Raw genomic sequence first — 18279 nt, 5'->3', positions numbered from 1 at the left:
TCTCATGCAGCGTATCGAGGCGAAAGTAGCCGTCAGCGTTTCCGAACTGAAGAAAAGCCCTTCCGCTGTGCTGGAACAGGCGCAGGGAGAGACGGTCGCCGTGCTCAATCACAATCGCATCATGGCTTACATGGTGCCTGCCAGCGTGTTCGAGACGATGATCGAGCGTCTGGATGATCTGGAGCTGGTCAAGGTCATCGAGAGCCGTGCCGGTGAGACACCGGTCCGGGTTTCACTTGATGAGCTATGAGCTTCAGTTTCTGCCTTCCGCTTTGAAGGAATGGAACAAACTGGGCGCAACGATCCGGGCTCAGCTGCGCAAGAAACTGGCCGAGCGCCTGCAGAACCCGCGTGTTCCGGGCGATGCTCTGCATGGCCTGCAGGACCATTACAAGATCAAGCTCCGCAGCGCAGGCTACCGGCTTGTCTACCGTGTCGATGACCTTGTGGTAACTGTCACTGTGGTGGCCGTTGGCCGCCGTGACAGGAGTGAAGTCTACAAGGACGCATCAGACAGGCGGAAGGGGCTGGCCTGATGCCGGAAACTCCTGGTGGTCACATCCAATGCCCCGCCTGTGTGAAAACGCCGCGCAGGCCCTGCAAAGGCTCGCCAGCGGAACAATCGCGGGCTAGAGTGCGCGCATGATTGATGTTTCAGCCATGTGGGCGGATCTTTTCGAATTCGCCGGACTTCTCAACCCGGTCGCGCTCGTGATCGGCGCCGTCATGGGATATTTCGCGGCCCAGCGGCGGCAGATCATCATCGCGGCCTTTGCCGCAGCGGTGTTTTCGCTGATGGCTGACGCGCTGCTGCGCTCCATCGGGCTGCCTCAGTTTGCAGCGCAGGCAGGCCCGCTCGCCGCCTTTCCCTTCCGGTTTGCTGGCGGCGGTATTCTGGCTCTGGTGGTGCATCTGGTCTTCCGGCGCAAGGCGCAGAAGGCCTGAGGTCCGCATTCTGCCAGGCGATATGGATCAGCCGTAGCGGGCCCATTCCTTGAAGAGATTGGCATTCGGGCAGATCGCCGGGGCATGGGCGGCACCTTCAGGATGCGCGTCCAGCCACTCGCGGCATTCCTTGGTGTGGCCGCAGCTGAGGCAGCGGGTGGCTGCCACGCGCAGGTCATTTGCGCCGCTGAAACCCGTGTTTGGCTTGTTGACGGCACCGATGGCGCTCATCATGCGGCCCATCAGTTCGGCTCGTTCGTTCAGTCTGTCCATCCAGCTCATGCAACTTCCTCCTGCCGGGTAGCCCCGGATTTGGCTCATATTTCTCCGGCAAACAGCTTTGCGCCTTGACCCCGATCAAGCCAGGCCGAACAATATGCGGGTCAGTGAGCGCAAGTTCGGGGAAGGGCGCATGCCGTGACGCAGGTTTCAACCGGCCAGATGATGCCCACCCAGGCGGCGGCTCCAGCGCTGGAGGCACTGCCCGCCGGTGCGCAGTTGCGCGGTCAGGTGGTGAGCGGCGCGCCTGAGGGCATGATGCGGCTTGTCGTCGGCGCTGCCCGGCTCGACGTGAAGGCGGATCTGCCGCTGCCCGCCGGAACGCCGGTGCTGATCGAGGTGGAACAGCCGGCCCCTGCCATGCGGCTGAAGGTGAGCGCCGATGAAGCAGCGCTGCAGGGGCGCGGCCAGCCGCAGGCGAATGCGGGGCAGAGCAGCGGGGCAGGGACAGGTGCCAGCCCGGCCACAGGTCTTGCTCCCGGTCAGGCAACGTCCGATGCAAGCCTTCAGGCCCAGCAGCTCAAATCCGCCGCTGCGCTGGTTCAGGCTGCAGGCGGCGCCACGCCCGCACAAGCCGCCCTCCAGACCGGAACGGCTCAGGCCCGGCCGGTGCTGGCCAATGTCGATCTGTCCACCTTTGTTCTGTTGAAAGCCGATACGAAGGCTCCGGCGGCTGCGTCAGGTCCGGGCCCTGCGGCCTCTGCATCCGGCTCTCCCGCTTCCGGCTCTCCGGTATCCAGCGCTGCGGCAACCGGTTCGGCTGCGGCTCCCGGCATGCCTGCGGGCGGGCAGTCTGCTGCCTCTGCTCCGGCAGGAGCGCAGGCAACTGTTCAGGCCGCTCCGCAGGCAGGCGCGCAGGCGCCAGCCGCCCCTGACGCATCAGGGCGTGGTCAACCAACCGCTCAGGCACCCGTTGCAGGTGCGGCACCTTCGGGGACGGCACCGTCTGCGCCGGGCTCGGGGCAGGCAGCCGGCGCAGGAGCAGCAGCAGCAGCCGGATCTCCCGCACAGGTGTCTGCGGCAGGAACAATGCCCGCTCCTTCAGCTTCTGCCGGACCGGGCCAGATACCAGGTCAGATAGCAGGTCAGACACTGGGTCAGACTGCGGGCCAGCAGGCCGGGCCCGGAACCAATCAGGCGGCCAATCCGGGAGCAAATCCGGTGCCAGGCCAGCCCCAAGGTCAGGCCGCAGGTCAAGCAGCAGGCCCGCAATCATCCGGCCAGCCGCCAGCTCCATCCTTGCCGTCCGCGCCACCATCTGCCGCTGCCGCAGCGGGTTTCGCCGCCGTAGGCGCTGAGGGCGTTGGTGCGGCAAAGCCCGCAGTCCCGTCCGCCGCCGGAATGCCGGCCGGAGCGGCCGTGCCTTCCGGGGCTGCTCCCGGTCAGGCCGCCACAGCTTCCGCTTCCGGCATTGGCGCTGGACCTCAAATGGCGCCGGGTCTTGGCCAGTCAGCCGCGGCAAATGCCGGTACCGCTGCCTCAACTGCAGCCGCCACCGGTGCACCAGCGCAGACCGCAGGCCCTGCTGCTTCCCCCGCCGCTGCTGGCTCCGCTTCCGGCATCAACAGGCAAATGTCAGCGCCCGCATCTTCTGCAGACGCCTCTGTCGCCACGCCGTCTCGTGCCTCTCTGTCCGGTGCGCAGACGGAGGCGGAGCTTCAGGCGCTGGCGCGCGGCCCCGGGCCCTTGACGGCGGCAGGCGAAGCCGCGCGGGCGCTGGATCCGCAGGCGCTGAAGGCGGCGCTTGCCGAACCGGCGCAGGCGCGCACGGTGCTGTCTGCGCTCATGGCCAGTGCCGGCAAACTGGACAAGGCTGCGCTTCCGCCGGCCGGACAGAAGCTGGTGGAAGCCTTGAAGGGCTTGCAGGCGGATGCGGACAGCCTGTCCGATCCGGCAAGACTGAAGGCTGCGGTGGATGCGGTTCTCGGGCTGGCAGCATCCGCCACCGGCGCCATGGCGGCCGGTCTGCAGCGCAAGGGAGATGTGCCGCAAAAGACCGACGGCCTGACCATGCTTCTGGTGCGGCTCGCAGGCCTTGCCGATGAGGCGCTGGCCGCCCAGCCGCAACTGCCCTCCGGCCGCAAGGGGGCGGCACAGGCGGGCCGCGGGGGCATGCCGCCCAGTCTCGATCCGGATACGGCCACGGCGCTGGCGCAAAAGACTGGCGCCGAGGTTGGCGAGCGGGTGCGGCTGCAATCCGTTTCACGCATGGCGGCGGAATATCTGATCCGGGATATGGCGCGGGCCGCCGGCAAGGGCACCGCGCAGGAATCTCAGGCCGGGCAGGCCCGTGCCGTCTCGGGGGCCACGGCAGGGGCTGCCCCTGCGGGAACGTCCTCAGGTGCACCGGCGGCGCGGCCCGTGGATGTGTCGCTGGATCTGCCGGTGCTGATCGACGGCCAGTCGCGGGTCCTCAGCCTCAGGATCTCGCGCGATCCGCAAAATCCTGATGTGCCTGCCGACCCCAAGGGACCGGAATGGCGCGTGCGCTTCAGCCTTGATCTGCCCGAAGGCGGGCTGGTGGAGGCTGCGGCGGGTCTGCGCGGCACCAGCAGCTATGTCACGCTGCGCGCTGCAGAGGACGAGACGCTGGCCGGTTTCCTGCGCCGCCGGGAAACGCTGGCGGCGCTTTTTGCCGATGAGGGGCTGGACTTGGAGGATCTGCGCATCCTGAAGGCAAAGCCTGAATCGGCTCCGGCCATTGCGCCTCTGCCGCTGGACCGCAGTTCATGAAGAAGACCGAGACGCCGGATCCCGCCCCGGAGGAAGTGGCGGCAAAAACTTTGGCAAGACCGCCCCGCAAGCTCGCCATCGCCCTGCATTATGACAACCGCAGTGCACCGCGTGTTTCGGCCAAGGGCATGGGGCCGGTGGCCGAGCGGATTGTCGAGATCGCCCGGGAGGCCGGGGTCCCGGTCGAGGCCAATTCGCCGCTGGCCGAGGCCTTGTCGCATCTGGAGCTGGACGAGGAAATCCCCGAGGCGCTTTATCAGGCGGTGGCGGTGCTGATCGGCTTCATCCTGCGCAAGGGCAAGGCCCCCAATCCGCCGGGGTGAGGGCAGGTGGGTTTCATCTGCAATTTCCAGCGGCCGGGCGGGCTCTCCCTCTTGCAGGCAGGGCAAATCCCGTCTAGGCAACAGGAGCGTGCGCCGGCGCAGCCAGACCTCCGGAAACGGGCGGGAAAGGCCTGTGCGGCAGACGCGCAACCCGCCGGAATTTGAACAGGATTAGAGATCAGATGACGATTGTCGAGGCACGCAAGCCCGATCCGAAAAAATTCATCAAGGGAGCCACCGGTGACTGGGAAGTCGTGATCGGCATGGAAGTCCATGCGCAAGTGACCTCCCAGGCCAAGCTCTTCTCGGGCGCCTCGACGGAATTCGGCAATGATCCCAATGCGAATGTCAGCCTCGTTGACGCGGCCATGCCCGGCATGCTGCCCGTGATCAACGAGGAGTGCGTGGCACAGGCGATCCGCACGGGCCTTGGCCTGAAGGCGCAGATCAACCTGAAGTCCGTGTTCGACCGGAAGAACTATTTTTACCCGGATCTGCCGCAGGGCTACCAGATTTCCCAGTTCAAGCAGCCGATCGTCGGCGAGGGCGTCATCATCCTCGACATGCCGGACGAGCGCGTGGAAGTGGGCGTCGAGCGTCTGCATCTGGAACAGGATGCGGGCAAGTCGCTGCATGACCAGCATCCGACCATGTCCTTCGTCGATCTGAACCGCTCCGGCGTGGCGCTGATGGAAATCGTCTCCAAGCCGGACCTGCGCTCGGCGGACGAGGCCAAGGCCTATCTCACCAAGCTGCGCATCATCCTGCGGTATCTGGGCACCTGCGACGGCAACATGGACCAGGGCTCCATGCGCGCCGACGTGAACGTCTCCGTGCGCCGCCCGGGCGAAGGCTTCGGCACACGCTGCGAGATCAAAAACGTCAACTCCATCCGCTTTGTCGGGCAGGCGATCGAGTATGAAGCCCGCCGCCAGATCGCCATTCTGGAGGATGGCGGCTCCATCGATCAGGAAACCCGCCTCTATGATGCGGTGAAGGGCGAGACCCGCTCCATGCGCTCCAAGGAAGAAGCGCATGACTACCGCTATTTCCCGGACCCGGACCTTTTGCCCCTGGAGTTCACGCAGGCCTATGTCGATGAGCTGGCACAGCACCTGCCGGAACTGCCGGACGACAAGAAGGCCCGCTTTGTTGCGGACTATGGCCTGACGCCCTATGACGCCGACGTGCTGGTGGCCGAAAAAGTGTCGGCAGACTTCTTCGAATCCGTTGCCAAGGGCCGCGATGCCAAGATGGCGGCGAACTGGGTGATCAACGAGCTGTTCGGCCGCCTCAACAAGGAAGGCCTGACCATCGAGACCAGCCCGGTGAATGCCGGCCAGCTCGGCGGGATCATCGACCTGATCAAGGAAGGCACGATTTCGGGCAAGATCGCCAAGGACCTGTTCGAGATCATCTGGACCGAAGGCGGCGAGCCGGCGGCTGTCGTGGAAGCGCGCGGCATGAAGCAGGTGACCGACCTTGGCGCCATCGAGGCGGTCGTCGACCAGATCATCGCCGCCAACCCGGACAAGGTGGCACAGGCCAAGGAAAAGCCGACGCTGCTCGGCTGGTTCGTCGGTCAGGTGATGAAGGAATCCAGGGGCAAGGCCAATCCGCAGGCGGTGAACGACCTGCTCAAGGCCAAGATCGGCATCGAGTAACCGGTGCTCTCTGTTTTTTGAAGTTTTCACGCCCCGGACCATGGTTCGGGGCGTTTGCATGTGGAGTGGAGTTTATGGACGGGTTCCGGATTGAAAAGGCGCGCTCTGAGCATCTGGCGGATATCCTCGCCATCATCAATGCCGGTGCTGTCGGCGCAAGAGAGAACTATGAAAGCGGCGATCCGGAAGACTATCGCGCTGCCTTTGACGCCATTCTTGCAGCCCCCGAAACGGACATCTACGTGGTGCTGGGCGGGACAAGCGGCGAGGAGGTTCTGGCCACCTATCAGCTGACCTTCGAGAAGGGCCTTGCCTTTCGGGGGCGCGGCCGGGCGAGCCTTGAAAGCGTCCACACGCGGTCGGATATGCGAGGGCAAGGCATCGGCAAGGCGATGGTGAAACATGCCGAGGCTCTGGCGCGGGCGAGGGGCGTTGCCCTGATCCAGCTTTCCTCCAACCGCATCCGCCTCGATGCCCACCGCTTCTACCTGCGCGAAGGCTATGAGCAGAGCCATCTCGGGTTCAAGAAGATGCTTTGAGGCTCATGGCAGTGGGAGGCATCAATGTCCACTTTTGCAGCCGCAACAGATCTCCCGGACGCATGACTTGCCGGGCGGGAGCGGCTGGCCTAGCTTGGCAGGTGAGAGCGGGCGCTTGCCCGCGTTGATCCCCTGACTGGATCCCCTGACTGGATCCCCCGACCGGATACCATGACTGGAGCCCATGATGCCTGTGACCCAGACTGCGCCCATCGAACTGCATTACTGGCCGACGCCGAACGGCTGGAAGATCTCGATCCTTCTGGAGGAGCTCGGCGTTCCCTATGAGGTGAAATACGTCAATATCGGCAAGGGCGAGCAGTTCCGTCCTGAGTTTCTGGCCATTGCCCCGAACAACCGCATGCCGGCGATTGTCGATCCGGAAGGGCCGGGTGGCGCACCCATTTCCGTGTTTGAATCCGGCGCCATCCTGCAATATCTCGGCCGCAAGTTCGGCCAGTTCTATCCTGCGGACGAGCGCAAGCGGGTCGAGGTGGACGAGTGGCTGATGTGGCAGATGGGCGGCTTCGGTCCGATGCTCGGCCAGAACCACCATTTCCGCATTTATGCGCCCGAAAAGATCCCCTATGCCATGGACCGCTATCTCAACGAGACGCACCGGCTTTACGGCGTTCTCAACAAGCGGCTGGACGGGCGCGCCTATGTTGCGGCAGATGAATACACCATCGCCGACATGGCCATCATTGGCTGGGCGCAGGGCTGGAAGAACCAGGGCATGGACCTTGAAGAGTTCCCCCATGTGAAGGCCTGGAAAGCCCGGCTGGAAGAGCGTCCCGCCGTGCAGCGCGGGCTTGCGGTTGGCCGTGAGGAACGCGAGCGTCAGGCTTCGCTGGCCGATGACAAGGACGCGCAGAAGGTTCTGTTCGGCCAGCGCGCCCGCTGAAGACATACTTCAGACAGAGCGGGCCGGTCTCTCAATGGATAGACCGGCCTGCATAAGTTCGAGACATTACGGCGTCACTTCACCCGGGACCAGGTTTCGCCCTTGCAGATCAGGCCGCCCATGACGCAGCCTTCCAGCGTCATCTTGTCGGCGCCGTCCATCTGGATGAAACCGGTGTAGGTCTTGCCGTCCTCGGCGTTGTAGACCTCGCCCTTCCACTGCCCATCCTTGCCGGTCGGCTTCATGCCGAGCACGATCTGTGTGCCGAGCAGGGGCTTGCTCTGCCTGGCCGGGTCCGGGTTCTTGGTGTCGTTGCGCGGCTCTTTCAGCCAGATGATGGTGCCGCACAGATTGCCGCCGCAGGGGGCGATCTTGATGCGCGACGAACCGCTGGGGCGCGTCCATTCGCCTGAAGCATCCGCGGCCCGGGCGGACGAGGCTGGAAGCATCAGCATCAGGGAAGCAGCCAGCATCAGGCCGCCGCCGAGCGTTGCGGACAGGCTGCGGGCTGATGTGTTGCGGACAAGTGAAAGCATCATTGCGTGTCTCCTCCCAGTGGCATCCCGCTGTCTCCTCAAACAGGCTGGGTGCCCTTTACGCAAAGGGAAGGCTATGCTGTTTCCTGTCTGCTGAAAAGCCGTGCCGTTAGGGAAGGCGGCAGCTAAATTTTCACGGCTGGAAAATGCCTGTGTTCCACGCGGGCATGAGCTGTTTCCAATGACACAGGTTCATCGGGCCTCAGCATCGGCAGCCGCAACGGCCGCGTGATAATGGCGGCGGATGTCCTCCAGATCGACACTTACCTTCGGCGTCTTCAGGTCCATCGACAGAAGCGTTTCCTCGATGATCCTTGCGACGGCAAAGTTGCGCACCCACTTGCGGTCAGCCGGGATTGCGTACCAGGGCGCGTCCTTGGTGGAGGTGCGTTCCAGCGCCTCTTCATAGGCCTTCGTATAGGCGTCCCAATGCTTGCGCTCGGTATAATCGGCCTCGCTGATCTTCCACTGCCGCGTGGGGTCGGTCAGCCGCACGGCAAAGCGTTCCAGCTGCTCTTCCGGGCTGATGTGCAGGAAGAACTTGAGAATGCGCGTGCCACTGGCCGTCAGAAGCTGCTCGAAGGCGTTGATCTGGTCATAGCGGGCACGCCAGACCTTTTCCTCCACCATCTCATGCACCCGCACCACCAGCACGTCCTCATAGTGGGAGCGGTTGAAGATGCCGACTTCGCCCTTGCCCGGCACGGCCCTGTGCACGCGCCAGAGGAAGTCATGCGCCAGTTCCTGCGCCGTCGGCTGCTTGAAGGAGGTTACCTTCACCCCTTGCGGGTTGAGGCCGGACATGACCTTGCGGATGGTCCCGTCCTTGCCCGCCGCATCCAGCCCCTGCAACACGACAAGCAGGGAGGAGCGGGCGTCCGCATAGAGCAGGAACTGAAGCCGCGCGAGTGACTGAGTGACTTCCGCCGTGCGCGCCTCTGCCGCGTCCTTGTCGTGCCCGTTGGGCTTGTCTGCCGTGGGCAGTGCGGACAGGTCCACCTTCTGGCCCGGCATCACCCTGAGGGATTCAAGCCAATCGCGTTCTTCCTGACTGCCGGCCATGTTGGTCTCCCGTATTTGCGTTGCCGGCTGACAATGACTGCCGCTGCCGGCAAAGGCAACAAGGCGGCAGCTGTCTCAGGGTCTCAGCCATTCCACCAGCAGGAGTGACATGCCCGGCACGGCGCAGACTACGGCAAGGCCGATGAGGCTGGTAACGAGGAAGGGCAGCACGCCCTGCGCCACCCGCTCCAGCGGCAGTTTCGTAATGTTGGCGGCCACATAGAGGTTGATGCCGACAGGCGGTGTGAACAGGCCGATGGCGAGGTTGATCATCACCACGACGCCGAACCACACCGGGTCCCAGCCAAGATGCTGAGCCACCGGCAGGAAGATCGGCAGGCAGATGAACATGATCGTCACCGCATCCATGAACATGCCCGCAATCAGCAGAATGGCCATGATGACCAGCAGGATCACCCACTGATTGTCCGACAGGCCGAGAAGGGCTGCGGAATATTTGCCGATGACATCATCCACGGTGACGACCCAGCCGAAGAGGCTGGCATAGGTGACGACGAGCATCACCACGGCCGAGGAGGCGGCCGCATCGGCCAGGGACTGGTAGAGCCCGCGCAAGGTGAGCGTCCGGTAGATGAGACCGCCCACGAGAAGGGCATAGACGGTGGCGACGAGCGCGGCTTCCGTCGGCGTGAAGGCGCCGGAATAGATGCCGCCGAGGATGACAACCGGCGTCAGCAGTCCCCAGAAGCTGGAGACGAAGGAGCGGCGCAGGCGCTGGCCATAGGGCAGGCCTGCATCCGGATCGGCCGGCAGCAGGCGCTTCAGTGCTTCGGCTCCCCTGGCCGCATCGCCGCTGCGCGCAAAGGGCAGGGCGGCGAGCATCAGCAGGCCGAGAAACAGGCCGGGAATGATGGCGGCGATGAAGAGGCTCGAAATCGAGGCTTCGGCGATGACGCCATAGATGACAAGGCCGATCGAGGGCGGGATGACGATGGAAAGCGCAGCGCCGGTGCACACGAGCCCGGCGGCAAAGGCCTTTGGATAGCCGTCCTCCTCCATGCCCTTGATGATCAGCGGGCCGATGGCGGCAACGGAGGCAGGCCCCGAGCCGCTGACCGCACCCCAGAACAGGCAGACGGTGGTGCCGACAATGCCCATGCCGCCGGGCAGGCCGCCGATGAGCACGCGGAAGAAGCGGATCATCCGTTCGGCAATGCCAAGGCTTCCCATCAGGGTGCCGGCGAGAATGAAGAAGGGGATCGCCAGCAGCGAATATTTGGCGATGCCGGTGGCGATGAGATCGCCCGCCATTTCCAGCCCGAAGCCGATGGACCACATGGCATAGAAGGCGGATAGCCCCAGCGCGAAGGCGACGGGCAGGCGCAGGGCCAGCAGCAGGAAGAAGATCACGATCATCTGCGTGCCCGCGCCCATATCTGACCAGAATTCAAGCATGGGCTTTTCCTTCGGCACAGAGCGTGCGCCAGCAGTCCAGGCTGTACTGGAGGTGGCGCAGCAGAATGAAGGCAAAGCCTATGGGCAGGGCGAAACTGTAATACCAGGCCGGGATCTGCAGCGCGTAGGAGCGCACACCGCTCTTCATCTGGCTCTGGACGAGATCGAATGTGTATTTGGCCGAGAGCGCCAGCAGCACGGCGGACATGAGCGTGGCGAAGATCAGCATCGCCTTGCGCAGCGGCTGCGGCACCCGTTCGTAGATCAGGGTGACGGCCAGATGGTCGCCCTTGCGCGCGGCAACGGCTGCGCCGAACACCGTGAGCAGCAGGAAGCCGTTCGTCAGGATCTCTTCCGTCGAGGCGAGGGAATAGCTGGTGGCGTAACGCACCACCACATTGACGAAGCCAAGCAATGTCATGCCGGCAAAGATGACGGCGCAGATGAGTTTTTCTGCCTCACGCAGCAGGAAGGACATGCGGACAGGCTCCACGGCACGCGGACCGGCAGGATGACTGGGCCAGACAATCAGGGCGCAGACAATCGGGGCGCAGACGGCACAGTGTCGTGGCAGAGAGCCTGCCGTCAAGCAGGCCCCCCGCCATTCGTTTACTGCTTGGCGGCGATGGTGTCCGTGAAGGTCTTCACCAGCTCCGGGCCGACTTTTTCGGACCACTTGTCGAAGGCTGGTTTCGTGGCATCACGGAAGGCCTGGAGTTCCTCGGCCGTGGGCTCGTAGATTTCCATGCCCTTTTCCTTCAGCAGCTCGATGCCGCTGGCGGTCGCCTGACGGGTGATGTCCTTCTGATAGGCCATGGCTTCGCTGGCGGCCTGCTGGACCTTGGCCTTGGTGGCGTCATCGAAGCTCTCCCAGCGCTTGCGGCTGATGCCGAGGAAGACCGGGTCATAGGAATAGTGCCAGGTGGACAGGTATTTCTGCACCTCATAGACGCGCTGGGGAATGATCACGGCGCCGATCGGGTTTTCCTGTCCGTCCACGACGCCCTGCTGCAGCGCGGTGAAGGTCTCGGTCCACTGCATCTGCTGCGGGTTGGCGCCCAGGGCATTCATCACGTCGATATACATCGGGCCCGCAACACGCATTTTGAGGCCCTTCATGTCCTCCGGCGACTTGATGGGGCGTGCATTGTTGGTGACTTCGCGGAAGCCGTTTTCACCCCAGGCCAGCACGATGATATCGTGGCTTGCCATGATTTCCTTCATCTTGTCACCCGGTGCGCCGTCCGTGGTCGCATCGACGGCTTCATAGCCCGAATAGAGATAGGGCAGCGAGAAGACCGCCATTTCCGGCACCAGCGGCGTCACGTTGATCGCCGAGGTGACGACGAAGTCGAGAAAGCCGCGGCTGACCATCTCCGCCTGTTTCATCTGGTCGCCGCCCGAGAGGGACGCATTCGGGAACACCTTGACGTCATAGGCGCCATCGGTCGCGGCGCTGAGCAGCTCGTTGAACTTTTCCGCGCCCTTGTGCCAGGTGGTGGCATCGCCGGTGTTGTGCGACAGGCGCAGGGTTTCTGCCGAGGCAGCGCCCATGAGGGCCGCAAGGGCAACGGTGGCCGTCAGCGCGAGCCGGTTCAGCTTCTCGAACTTCATTGTCTCTCCTCCACTTTTTGCCGCACAGCGGTGTTCGTCCCCTGTGCGTGCCGTCATGCTACCTGCAGCTTTATTCCGGCCCCCATGACAACGCCGTTTCCTCCCGTGCTATCATGTGGACCATAATGTGGAACTAAGTCAGGTCCAGTCAGTCCTATGACAATAGCCTCTTGCAGCTCCCGGGCAAGAAGAAATAAGCTGGCTTTTGTGATGATTGAACAGCGGTAGTTTTGAGGTCCACAATATGAACCTTGCTCAGGCAACCTGCAAATGCTGAATGGGTCACAGAGCGTGGACCGGGCCCTGTCGCTTCTGTCGAGGGTTGGGCGGCATGCGGCCGCCGGTGCGCCGCTGTCCGTGCTTGTTGACGAGAGCGGCCTCAACAAGCCGACCGTGCGCCGTCTGCTGCTGGCGCTGATCCGTGCCGGGCTTGTCGAGCAGGACCTTGTGACACGCCGCTACTATCCGGGTGCGGAGGCCTATGTGCTGGGCCTCATGGCTGCGCGCCGGTTCAGTCTGGTGGAGATCTGCCTGGAGAGCCTGCGGCGCTTGTCCCGCCGCACGGAAGATACCAGTTTCGTGTCCCTGCGGCGCGGGCTTTTTTCCGTGTGCCTGCACCGGGAGGAGGGGGCCTATCCGGTGCGCACCCATGCGCTTCTCGCCGGGCAGGAGCATCCGCTGGGCGTGGGGGCCGGGTCGCTGGCCATGCTGGCCGGGCTGCCGGATGAAGAAGTGGCGCAGGTGCTGGCCGAGAATGCCCAGATCCTTGCCGAGCGCTATCCGGCCCTCCCGCCGGAGCGGATTCTTGAGCGGGTGGAGGAGACGCGCAGGCGCGGCTTTTCGCTCAATCCGGGACTGATCTTTGCCAATTCCTGGGGCATCGGCGCTGCCCTGCGCCATCCGGACGGTCAGGTGATCGGCGCACTGAGCATTGCGGCCATCGACAGCCGCATGCAGGAGCCGCGCCAGCAGGAACTGGCCGGATTTCTGCACGAGGAAGTGCTGCGGGTGGAGGAGAAGCTCGCTGCCATGTTCGCCAGCCGGGAAGAGAAGGCCGCAGCGCGGGCCATAAGCGCCTGAACTGTTTCGCCCGCCTTGAGGAGAGGCGGGCGCAGAATTCGTTGTTTGGGAGGACAAGCGCAAGTGACAGGGGCAAGCCAGACACAGGATCTTTCGGCCGGGGTGGCGCCGGCCACCACGCGGGTGATGAACCTCAGCCAGTTCCTCACCCAGGCCGCCCGCCGCCATCCCGATGCCATCGGTTTCGTCTGGGGGGAGCAGCACTGGACGTGGGCGGAGATGGAGGCCCGCGCAGAGGCCATGGCCCACGCGCTGGTGCATGAATTCGGCGTCAGGAAGGGCGACCGGGTGCTGATCCAGTCGGCCAACTGCAACCAGATGTTCGAATCCATGTTCGCCTGCTTCCGGGCGGGGGCCGTCTGGGTTCCGGCCAACTTCCGCCAGTCACCGGAGGAGGTGGCCTACCTGGCGGCGGCCAGCGGCGCGAAAGGCATGATCTGCGGCGCGCAGTTTCCCGCCCATGCGGCCGCCTGCCGGGCGGAAGCAGCCTCACTCGGCTTTGTCATCTCCATCGGCGCCTCGGAGTTTGCGGAGGATTATGACGCCATCACCGCGCGCAACATGGGCCGCAAACAGGCGCCTGTGCCGGTGTTCCGCGATGATCCTTGCTGGTTCTTCTTCACCTCCGGCACCACCGGACGGCCGAAGGCGGCGATCCTCACCCATGGCCAGATGGCTTTCGTCATCACCAATCACCTGTGCGACCTGATGCCGGGGACGGGGCCGGAGGATGCCTCCCTCGTCGTGGCGCCTTTGTCGCATGGGGCGGGCGTGCATCAGCTGACGCAGGTGGCGCATGGCGCCAAGACGATCCTGCCTGCTTCCGAAAAGCTCGACGTGCCGGGCATCTGGGCGCTGGTGGAGCGCTGGAAGGTGACCAATGCCTTCACCGTGCCGACCATCCTGAAGTTGCTGGCGGAAGACCCTTCGGCGGACCAGTACGACCATTCCAGCCTGCGCTATGTCATCTACGCCGGGGCGCCCATGTACCGGGCCGACCAGAAACGGGCGCTGGAAAAGCTCGGCAAGGTGATCGTGCAATATTTTGGCCTCGGCGAGGTGACCGGCAACATCACCGTTCTGCCGCCCGCCCTGCATGTGCTGGAGGATGGGCCAGACGCGCGCATCGGCACCTGCGGTTTCGAGCGCACCGGCATGCAGGTGGAGATCCAGGACGAGAACGGCGAGCCGGTGGCACCGGGCACGACGGGGGAGATCTGCGTCATCGGGCCGGCCGTTTTCGCAGGCTATTTCAACAATCCGGAAGCCAATGCCAAGGCCTTCCGCAATGGCTGGTTCCGCACCGGTGACCTTGGCCACATGGATGAGCAGGGCTTCGTCTACATCACCGGCCGCTCCTCGGACATGTATATCTCCGGCGGCTCCAACATCTATCCGCGCGAGATCGAGGAGAAGATCCTCCTGCATCCGGACATCACCGAGACGGCCGTGCTGGGCATTCCCGATCCGGTGTGGGGCGAGGCGGGCGTTGCGGTCTGCGTGGCGCGGCCGGGTGCCGACCCATCGGCCATTGATCTGCGCGGCTGGCTGGACGGCAAGGTCGCCCGCTACAAGCTGCCGAAAATCACCGTGTTCTGGGAGGCCATGCCCAAGTCGGCCTATGGCAAGATCACCAAGAAGATGATCCGGGAGGAACTTCAGCGCCGGGGTGAAATCCCCGCGCCGGATGCCGGAGCCTGAGCGGGACGGACAAGGGAGGAACGGCGATGAACGATCAGGATAAGGCGAAGGCGGTGGCCATCACCGGCGGTGCATCCGGCATCGGTCTGGCAACCGCACACAAGCTGCAGAGCCTCGGCTACGAGCCCTGGCTTCTGGATCTGAGGGCCGAGGCGCTGGCTGCCGCCTGCACGGAACTGGAGATTCCGGCAGAGCGCGGCATTGTCTGTAACGTTGCGGATGAAACATCGGTCGAAGCGGCCATGCGCCGGATCGCAGCCGCCACCAGCCTTGCCGGCGTGGTCAACTCCGCCGGCATCGGCTTTGACCGTCCGGCCGTGGAGACCAGCGTCGAGGACTTCCGCAAGGTGGTCGATATCAATCTCACCGGCAGTTTCATCGTCTGCCGTTCTGCGGCGCGGCTCTGGCTGGAACGCAAGGAAACGGGCGCCATCGTCAACATCACCTCCATCTCCGGCCTGTGCGGCAACAAGGGCCGCTCGGCCTATGGCGCGTCCAAGGGCGGGCTCAACCTGATGACGCTGGTGATGGCCAATGAACTCGGCCCCTGCGGCGTGCGGGTGAACGCGGTGGCTCCCGGGCCGATCGATACGCCGCTGGCCCGGGCGGTGCATACGCCGGATGTGCGCGAACAATGGCACAAGCGCGTGCCGCTGCACCGCTATGGCCAGCCGGAGGAAGTGGCAAGCGCGGTCGCCTTCCTCCTCTCGGACGAGGCGTCCTATGTGAATGGCCAGGTGCTGGCGGTGGATGGCGGCTTCGTGATGGCGGGGCTGTCCGCATGAGGCCAGATGCCGGAAAACCCATGCGCCAGATCGTTCATCCGGGGCCGGTGGCAAGGGAGCGCCTTGCTGCCGTGCCGTGCCGGGTGCGGCCGCTGAGGCTGAAGCTTCAGCCCTTGGCGGGTGAAACGGTCCTTGCGGCACTCGCCCGCGCCTTTGCAGATGCCGGCTATGCGGCAGGTTATGCCTGCCTTGAAGACGTTGCCATGGCGCGGATGAATTACGTGATCCCCGCCGCAAGCCCCGATGACAGCCACGCCGCCTGGTACAGCGCGACGCATGAGGGCGGGCCGGGCAGCCGGATTTCCCGGGCCGGGCTGCATCTGGGGCAGAGGGATGGGGCGCCTTTCCTGCATTGCCACGGCATCTGGACCCCGGCAGGCCGGTCCGAGGCCATGGGGCATCTTCTGCCCTTCGAGGCAGAGCTGGCGGGGCCGGTCGATGTGGATGTGCTGGCGATTTCCGGCGCGCATCTGGTGACGCGGCTCGACGCCGAGACCAACTTTCCGCTGTTTGCACCGGAGGCCGCCCCGCCTGCACCCGGCGAAGCCGAGCGGGAAAGGACGGGCAGTGCCCGCGGCCTGCTGCTGACCATCCGGCCCAATGTTGATGTCTGCGCCATGATCTCAGAGGCCTGCGAGGCGGCGGGCTTTGCCGCCGCATCGGTGCATGGCATCGGCTCGCTGGTTGGGGCAGATTATGAAGACGGAACCTCCGTCTCGTCCTACGCCACGGAAGTGCTGGTGCGCTCCGGTTCCTGGCGGCGCAGTGAAGGCACATGTCTCGACATTGCCCTTGTCGGGCTGGACGCGGCCATCAGCACCGGCATCCTGCGGCAGGGCTGCAATCCGGTCTGCGTGACCTTCGAACTGCTGCTGACCGAAGTGGCGTGAGCGCCGCTCCGGCCGGGATCAGCGGCGGATGCCGTTGAGAATGCCGCCAATGGCGCCGCCCAGAAGCGCTGCTCCGGCCGCATCCAGCATCGGATCCCGCTCGGGAGCCGCGCCCGGCGGCAGGTGCTCCGGCTCGGCGGAATAGATGGGGGAGCCATCCGCCGTGGTGCCGCGCTGCGCCTGTTGCGGCGGGCGCTGGAACTGGCGCTCGGGCCGCGGCTGCTGCGCCGTTGCGGCCAGAAACTCCGCCTGCGTCTGCTCCTTCAGCAGGTCATATTCCTCTTCGGACAGGCTGCCGGTTTGCTCATATTCATTGTAGCTCTGCCATTCCTTGATGGCAGCGCGCGAGCGGGCGCCGAAGACGCCGTCCGGTGTGCCCGAATCATAGCCGGCAAGATTCAGGCGCAGCTGGATTTCACGGCGCTTGAACCGGGACCAGGACGCTTCGTCGTCCGTCGCGGCTGATGTGGAGGGGGCGCTGGCCGCAACGGCCTTCTGCGTTCTGGCGCCTTCCGCGGTTGCGGCCTCGCCGCCCGTATCTGCCGTCCCGTCTTCTGCTGCAACCTCGTCGGACGCAGGGGCATTGGCTGCTTCGATGCGCTTGATCTGGTTGCGGGCAAAATCGGCAAAGCTGCCGGTCGGATAGGCGGCCAGATAGACGTTGTAGTCCTCCACCGTGCCGCCAGCCGCCGCTGCATCCCACAGTGCCTTCTCCCGCTCCCAGGCAAGGGTGGCACTGGCGGGCACCGTGCCGGAGGCCACGGCTGCAGCATCCTGCGAGACGGTCGTTTCCGTGGTGGCATTGGCCGGTGCGGCGGAGCGGTTGAGATAGACTTCGCCGATCAGCGAGGCATTGACCCAGGGGCGCTGTTTCTGCCCGGTTTCCTTGAACACGTCCCCCGTCACACGGGTCATCACGGTCTGGATCGGCGTGTCCGGCGCATCGATGTGGCGCAGCAGGGCGCTGGTGAAGGGCGAATTGCTGCCGGTGCCGTCCAGCGCCACGTCTCCGGGGCTGGTGGCAAAGGCGATGACGGAGCCTTCGCCGCCCTGATCCTGCAGTTTCAGTTCCGCAAGACCGGCTCCGACACCGGCCGAACGCGAGGGATTCATGGACCGGGCCAGCGTGCGTGCCAGCGGGTTGTCGCGGCAGGCATCGAGAAACACCATCCGCACCTTCACGTCATTGGACATCTGCCGCAGCACGAAGTCGGCGGAGATGGTTTCAAAGTCCAGCGCCGTTTCGTCGTCGAATTTCGCATCCACGGGGACGAGATAATTGGTGCCGCCCACCTGCATGCCGTGTCCGGCATAGAACAGCAGCGCCACATCGGCGCCGCGCGCTTCCTTCGCGAACTCTGCCACCGTCCGGCGCATGGCGTGATAGTCGAGGTCATAGCCTGCCACCACCTCGAAGCCGAGATCCTTCAGCTTGGCCGACATGGCGCGTGCATCATTGGCCGGATTGGGAAGCGCGACGGTGTGGACATAGGCTCCGTTGCCCATGACCAGCGCCACACGCTTGGCCAAAGCCGGGCTGATGCCGGCCAGAATCAGGAGAAGACAGGTGAGCGCGCGCGCAAGCATCTTCAGGACCTTTCGCAGGGAAGCGAAACCGGCAGTTCGTCAGGTTTTCTGAGGAAGTTTTGCCACGGCTGGCAGCAGGCCCGCAAGCGGCAAGCGCTCAACACCGGCTTTTTGGTGTGGCCGGTCCCGCCTGCAAGTGACAGGATTCAGCGCATGGCGGGGCCGCAGCCGATGCTGGAGCTGCCACCAAAGGACAGCGAAGAGAGCAGGGGGATTAAAAC

The 18279-nt window shown here is 64.6% G+C and carries 19 protein-coding genes; 12 read left to right on the top strand and 7 right to left on the bottom strand.

The features are described 5' to 3' along the window. Positions 1 to 4 precede the first annotated feature (4 nt). From AC0CMF_RS04475 to AC0CMF_RS04465, 3 genes are all read left to right on the top strand, one after another. Positions 5 to 250, top strand: coding sequence for a type II toxin-antitoxin system Phd/YefM family antitoxin (locus AC0CMF_RS04475; RefSeq protein WP_050471641.1), 246 nt, complete (start codon positions 5 to 7; stop codon positions 248 to 250). Beyond that, positions 240 to 536 carry a type II toxin-antitoxin system RelE family toxin gene (locus tag AC0CMF_RS04470; RefSeq protein WP_122519998.1) on the top strand — a complete coding sequence of 99 codons (297 nt, stop codon included), beginning with the start codon at positions 240 to 242 and terminating at the stop codon, positions 534 to 536. The genes AC0CMF_RS04475 and AC0CMF_RS04470 overlap by 11 nt, the downstream gene beginning before the upstream one ends. 106 nt (positions 537 to 642) lie before the next feature. Beyond that, the gene (locus AC0CMF_RS04465; protein WP_058899957.1) at positions 643 to 945 is read left to right on the top strand and encodes a hypothetical protein; all 303 of its coding nucleotides are present in this window, start codon (positions 643 to 645) and stop codon (positions 943 to 945) included. Positions 946 to 972: 27 nt separating this feature from the next. On the opposite strand, the gene AC0CMF_RS04460 is transcribed toward AC0CMF_RS04465, so the two are convergent. Further along, entirely contained in the window at positions 973 to 1227 is a 255-nt protein-coding gene (locus tag AC0CMF_RS04460; RefSeq protein WP_208977399.1) for a DUF6455 family protein, read from the bottom strand. 135 nt (positions 1228 to 1362) lie between these two features. Here AC0CMF_RS04460 and fliK point away from each other — a divergent pair, with 135 nt between their 5' ends. The 5 genes from fliK to AC0CMF_RS04435 all read left to right on the top strand — a co-directional run bounded on the left by fliK (position 1363) and on the right by AC0CMF_RS04435 (position 7387). Continuing rightward, positions 1363 to 3957 carry a flagellar hook-length control protein FliK gene (fliK, locus tag AC0CMF_RS04455; protein WP_472481059.1) on the top strand — a complete coding sequence of 865 codons (2595 nt, stop codon included), beginning with the start codon at positions 1363 to 1365 and terminating at the stop codon, positions 3955 to 3957. After that, positions 3954 to 4280 carry an EscU/YscU/HrcU family type III secretion system export apparatus switch protein gene (locus tag AC0CMF_RS04450; protein WP_200901682.1) on the top strand — a complete coding sequence of 109 codons (327 nt, stop codon included), beginning with the start codon at positions 3954 to 3956 and terminating at the stop codon, positions 4278 to 4280. The genes fliK and AC0CMF_RS04450 overlap by 4 nt, the downstream gene beginning before the upstream one ends. Before the next feature lie 182 nt (positions 4281 to 4462). Next, entirely contained in the window at positions 4463 to 5944 is a 1482-nt protein-coding gene (gene gatB / locus AC0CMF_RS04445) for an Asp-tRNA(Asn)/Glu-tRNA(Gln) amidotransferase subunit GatB (RefSeq protein WP_094461668.1), read from the top strand. A gap of 74 nt (positions 5945 to 6018) precedes the next feature. Further along, positions 6019 to 6483: a GNAT family N-acetyltransferase gene (locus tag AC0CMF_RS04440; protein ID WP_374628307.1), complete on the top strand. Its 465-nt coding sequence runs from the start codon at positions 6019 to 6021 to the stop codon at positions 6481 to 6483. 187 nt (positions 6484 to 6670) lie between these two features. Then, entirely contained in the window at positions 6671 to 7387 is a 717-nt protein-coding gene (locus tag AC0CMF_RS04435; protein WP_094462007.1) for a glutathione S-transferase N-terminal domain-containing protein, read from the top strand. A 74-nt stretch (positions 7388 to 7461) separates the two neighbouring features. Here the strand turns inward: AC0CMF_RS04435 and AC0CMF_RS04430 are convergent, their stop codons facing one another. The 5 genes from AC0CMF_RS04430 to AC0CMF_RS04410 form a co-directional block, all read right to left on the bottom strand. Next, positions 7462 to 7926 carry a DUF2147 domain-containing protein gene (locus AC0CMF_RS04430; protein ID WP_374628305.1) on the bottom strand — a complete coding sequence of 155 codons (465 nt, stop codon included), beginning with the start codon at positions 7924 to 7926 and terminating at the stop codon, positions 7462 to 7464. A 189-nt stretch (positions 7927 to 8115) separates the two neighbouring features. After that, positions 8116 to 8985, bottom strand: a complete 870-nt coding sequence (locus AC0CMF_RS04425) for a polyphosphate kinase 2 family protein (protein ID WP_374628304.1) — start codon at positions 8983 to 8985, stop codon at positions 8116 to 8118. A gap of 75 nt (positions 8986 to 9060) precedes the next feature. Next, the gene (locus AC0CMF_RS04420) at positions 9061 to 10401 is read right to left on the bottom strand and encodes a TRAP transporter large permease (RefSeq protein WP_050471632.1); all 1341 of its coding nucleotides are present in this window, start codon (positions 10399 to 10401) and stop codon (positions 9061 to 9063) included. Continuing rightward, positions 10394 to 10879: a TRAP transporter small permease gene (locus tag AC0CMF_RS04415; protein ID WP_094461671.1), complete on the bottom strand. Its 486-nt coding sequence runs from the start codon at positions 10877 to 10879 to the stop codon at positions 10394 to 10396. The genes AC0CMF_RS04420 and AC0CMF_RS04415 overlap by 8 nt, the downstream gene beginning before the upstream one ends. A gap of 131 nt (positions 10880 to 11010) precedes the next feature. Continuing rightward, positions 11011 to 12015 (bottom strand): DctP family TRAP transporter solute-binding subunit, encoded by a 1005-nt coding sequence (locus AC0CMF_RS04410; protein WP_050471630.1) that lies wholly within the window; start codon positions 12013 to 12015, stop codon positions 11011 to 11013. Between the two features lie 270 nt (positions 12016 to 12285). On the opposite strand from AC0CMF_RS04410, the gene AC0CMF_RS04405 reads away from it, so the two are divergent. From AC0CMF_RS04405 to AC0CMF_RS04390, 4 genes are all read left to right on the top strand, one after another. Further along, positions 12286 to 13095: an IclR family transcriptional regulator gene (locus AC0CMF_RS04405; RefSeq protein WP_058899948.1), complete on the top strand. Its 810-nt coding sequence runs from the start codon at positions 12286 to 12288 to the stop codon at positions 13093 to 13095. A gap of 63 nt (positions 13096 to 13158) precedes the next feature. Beyond that, a complete protein-coding gene (locus AC0CMF_RS04400; RefSeq protein ID WP_058899947.1) occupies positions 13159 to 14796 on the top strand; it encodes an acyl-CoA synthetase in 1638 nt (545 codons plus the stop codon). A 26-nt stretch (positions 14797 to 14822) separates the two neighbouring features. Continuing rightward, positions 14823 to 15581, top strand: a complete 759-nt coding sequence (locus AC0CMF_RS04395; protein ID WP_058899946.1) for an SDR family NAD(P)-dependent oxidoreductase — start codon at positions 14823 to 14825, stop codon at positions 15579 to 15581. A gap of 20 nt (positions 15582 to 15601) precedes the next feature. After that, on the top strand, positions 15602 to 16471 hold the full coding sequence (locus tag AC0CMF_RS04390) for a PPC domain-containing DNA-binding protein (protein WP_374628302.1): 870 nt from the start codon (positions 15602 to 15604) through the stop codon (positions 16469 to 16471). Between the two features lie 18 nt (positions 16472 to 16489). On the opposite strand, the gene AC0CMF_RS04385 is transcribed toward AC0CMF_RS04390, so the two are convergent. Continuing rightward, the gene (locus AC0CMF_RS04385; RefSeq protein WP_374628301.1) at positions 16490 to 18058 is read right to left on the bottom strand and encodes a caspase family protein; all 1569 of its coding nucleotides are present in this window, start codon (positions 18056 to 18058) and stop codon (positions 16490 to 16492) included. Positions 18059 to 18279: the final 221 nt, after the last annotated feature.

This window comes from Pannonibacter sp. CBAS1226, assembly GCF_055685825.1.
This window is presented reverse-complemented; position numbering and strand designations above follow the sequence as displayed.

Bases quoted from the DNA above. Each gene is read 5' to 3' on its own strand.
- AC0CMF_RS04475 (WP_050471641.1), top strand. From the start codon at position 5: ATGCAGCGTATCGAGGCGAAAGTAGCCGTCAGCGTTTCCGAACTGAAG.
- AC0CMF_RS04470 (WP_122519998.1), top strand. From the start codon at position 240: ATGAGCTATGAGCTTCAGTTTCTGCCTTCCGCTTTGAAGGAATGGAAC.
- AC0CMF_RS04465 (WP_058899957.1), top strand. From the start codon at position 643: ATGATTGATGTTTCAGCCATGTGGGCGGATCTTTTCGAATTCGCCGGA.
- AC0CMF_RS04460 (WP_208977399.1), bottom strand. From the start codon at position 1,227: ATGAGCTGGATGGACAGACTGAACGAACGAGCCGAACTGATGGGCCGC.
- AC0CMF_RS04450 (WP_200901682.1), top strand. From the start codon at position 3,954: ATGAAGAAGACCGAGACGCCGGATCCCGCCCCGGAGGAAGTGGCGGCA.
- gatB (WP_094461668.1), top strand. From the start codon at position 4,463: ATGACGATTGTCGAGGCACGCAAGCCCGATCCGAAAAAATTCATCAAG.
- AC0CMF_RS04440 (WP_374628307.1), top strand. From the start codon at position 6,019: ATGGACGGGTTCCGGATTGAAAAGGCGCGCTCTGAGCATCTGGCGGAT.
- AC0CMF_RS04435 (WP_094462007.1), top strand. From the start codon at position 6,671: ATGCCTGTGACCCAGACTGCGCCCATCGAACTGCATTACTGGCCGACG.
- AC0CMF_RS04430 (WP_374628305.1), bottom strand. From the start codon at position 7,926: ATGATGCTTTCACTTGTCCGCAACACATCAGCCCGCAGCCTGTCCGCA.
- AC0CMF_RS04425 (WP_374628304.1), bottom strand. From the start codon at position 8,985: ATGGCCGGCAGTCAGGAAGAACGCGATTGGCTTGAATCCCTCAGGGTG.
- AC0CMF_RS04420 (WP_050471632.1), bottom strand. From the start codon at position 10,401: ATGCTTGAATTCTGGTCAGATATGGGCGCGGGCACGCAGATGATCGTG.
- AC0CMF_RS04415 (WP_094461671.1), bottom strand. From the start codon at position 10,879: ATGTCCTTCCTGCTGCGTGAGGCAGAAAAACTCATCTGCGCCGTCATC.
- AC0CMF_RS04410 (WP_050471630.1), bottom strand. From the start codon at position 12,015: ATGAAGTTCGAGAAGCTGAACCGGCTCGCGCTGACGGCCACCGTTGCC.
- AC0CMF_RS04405 (WP_058899948.1), top strand. From the start codon at position 12,286: ATGCTGAATGGGTCACAGAGCGTGGACCGGGCCCTGTCGCTTCTGTCG.
- AC0CMF_RS04395 (WP_058899946.1), top strand. From the start codon at position 14,823: ATGAACGATCAGGATAAGGCGAAGGCGGTGGCCATCACCGGCGGTGCA.
- AC0CMF_RS04390 (WP_374628302.1), top strand. From the start codon at position 15,602: ATGCGCCAGATCGTTCATCCGGGGCCGGTGGCAAGGGAGCGCCTTGCT.
- AC0CMF_RS04385 (WP_374628301.1), bottom strand. From the start codon at position 18,058: ATGCTTGCGCGCGCGCTCACCTGTCTTCTCCTGATTCTGGCCGGCATC.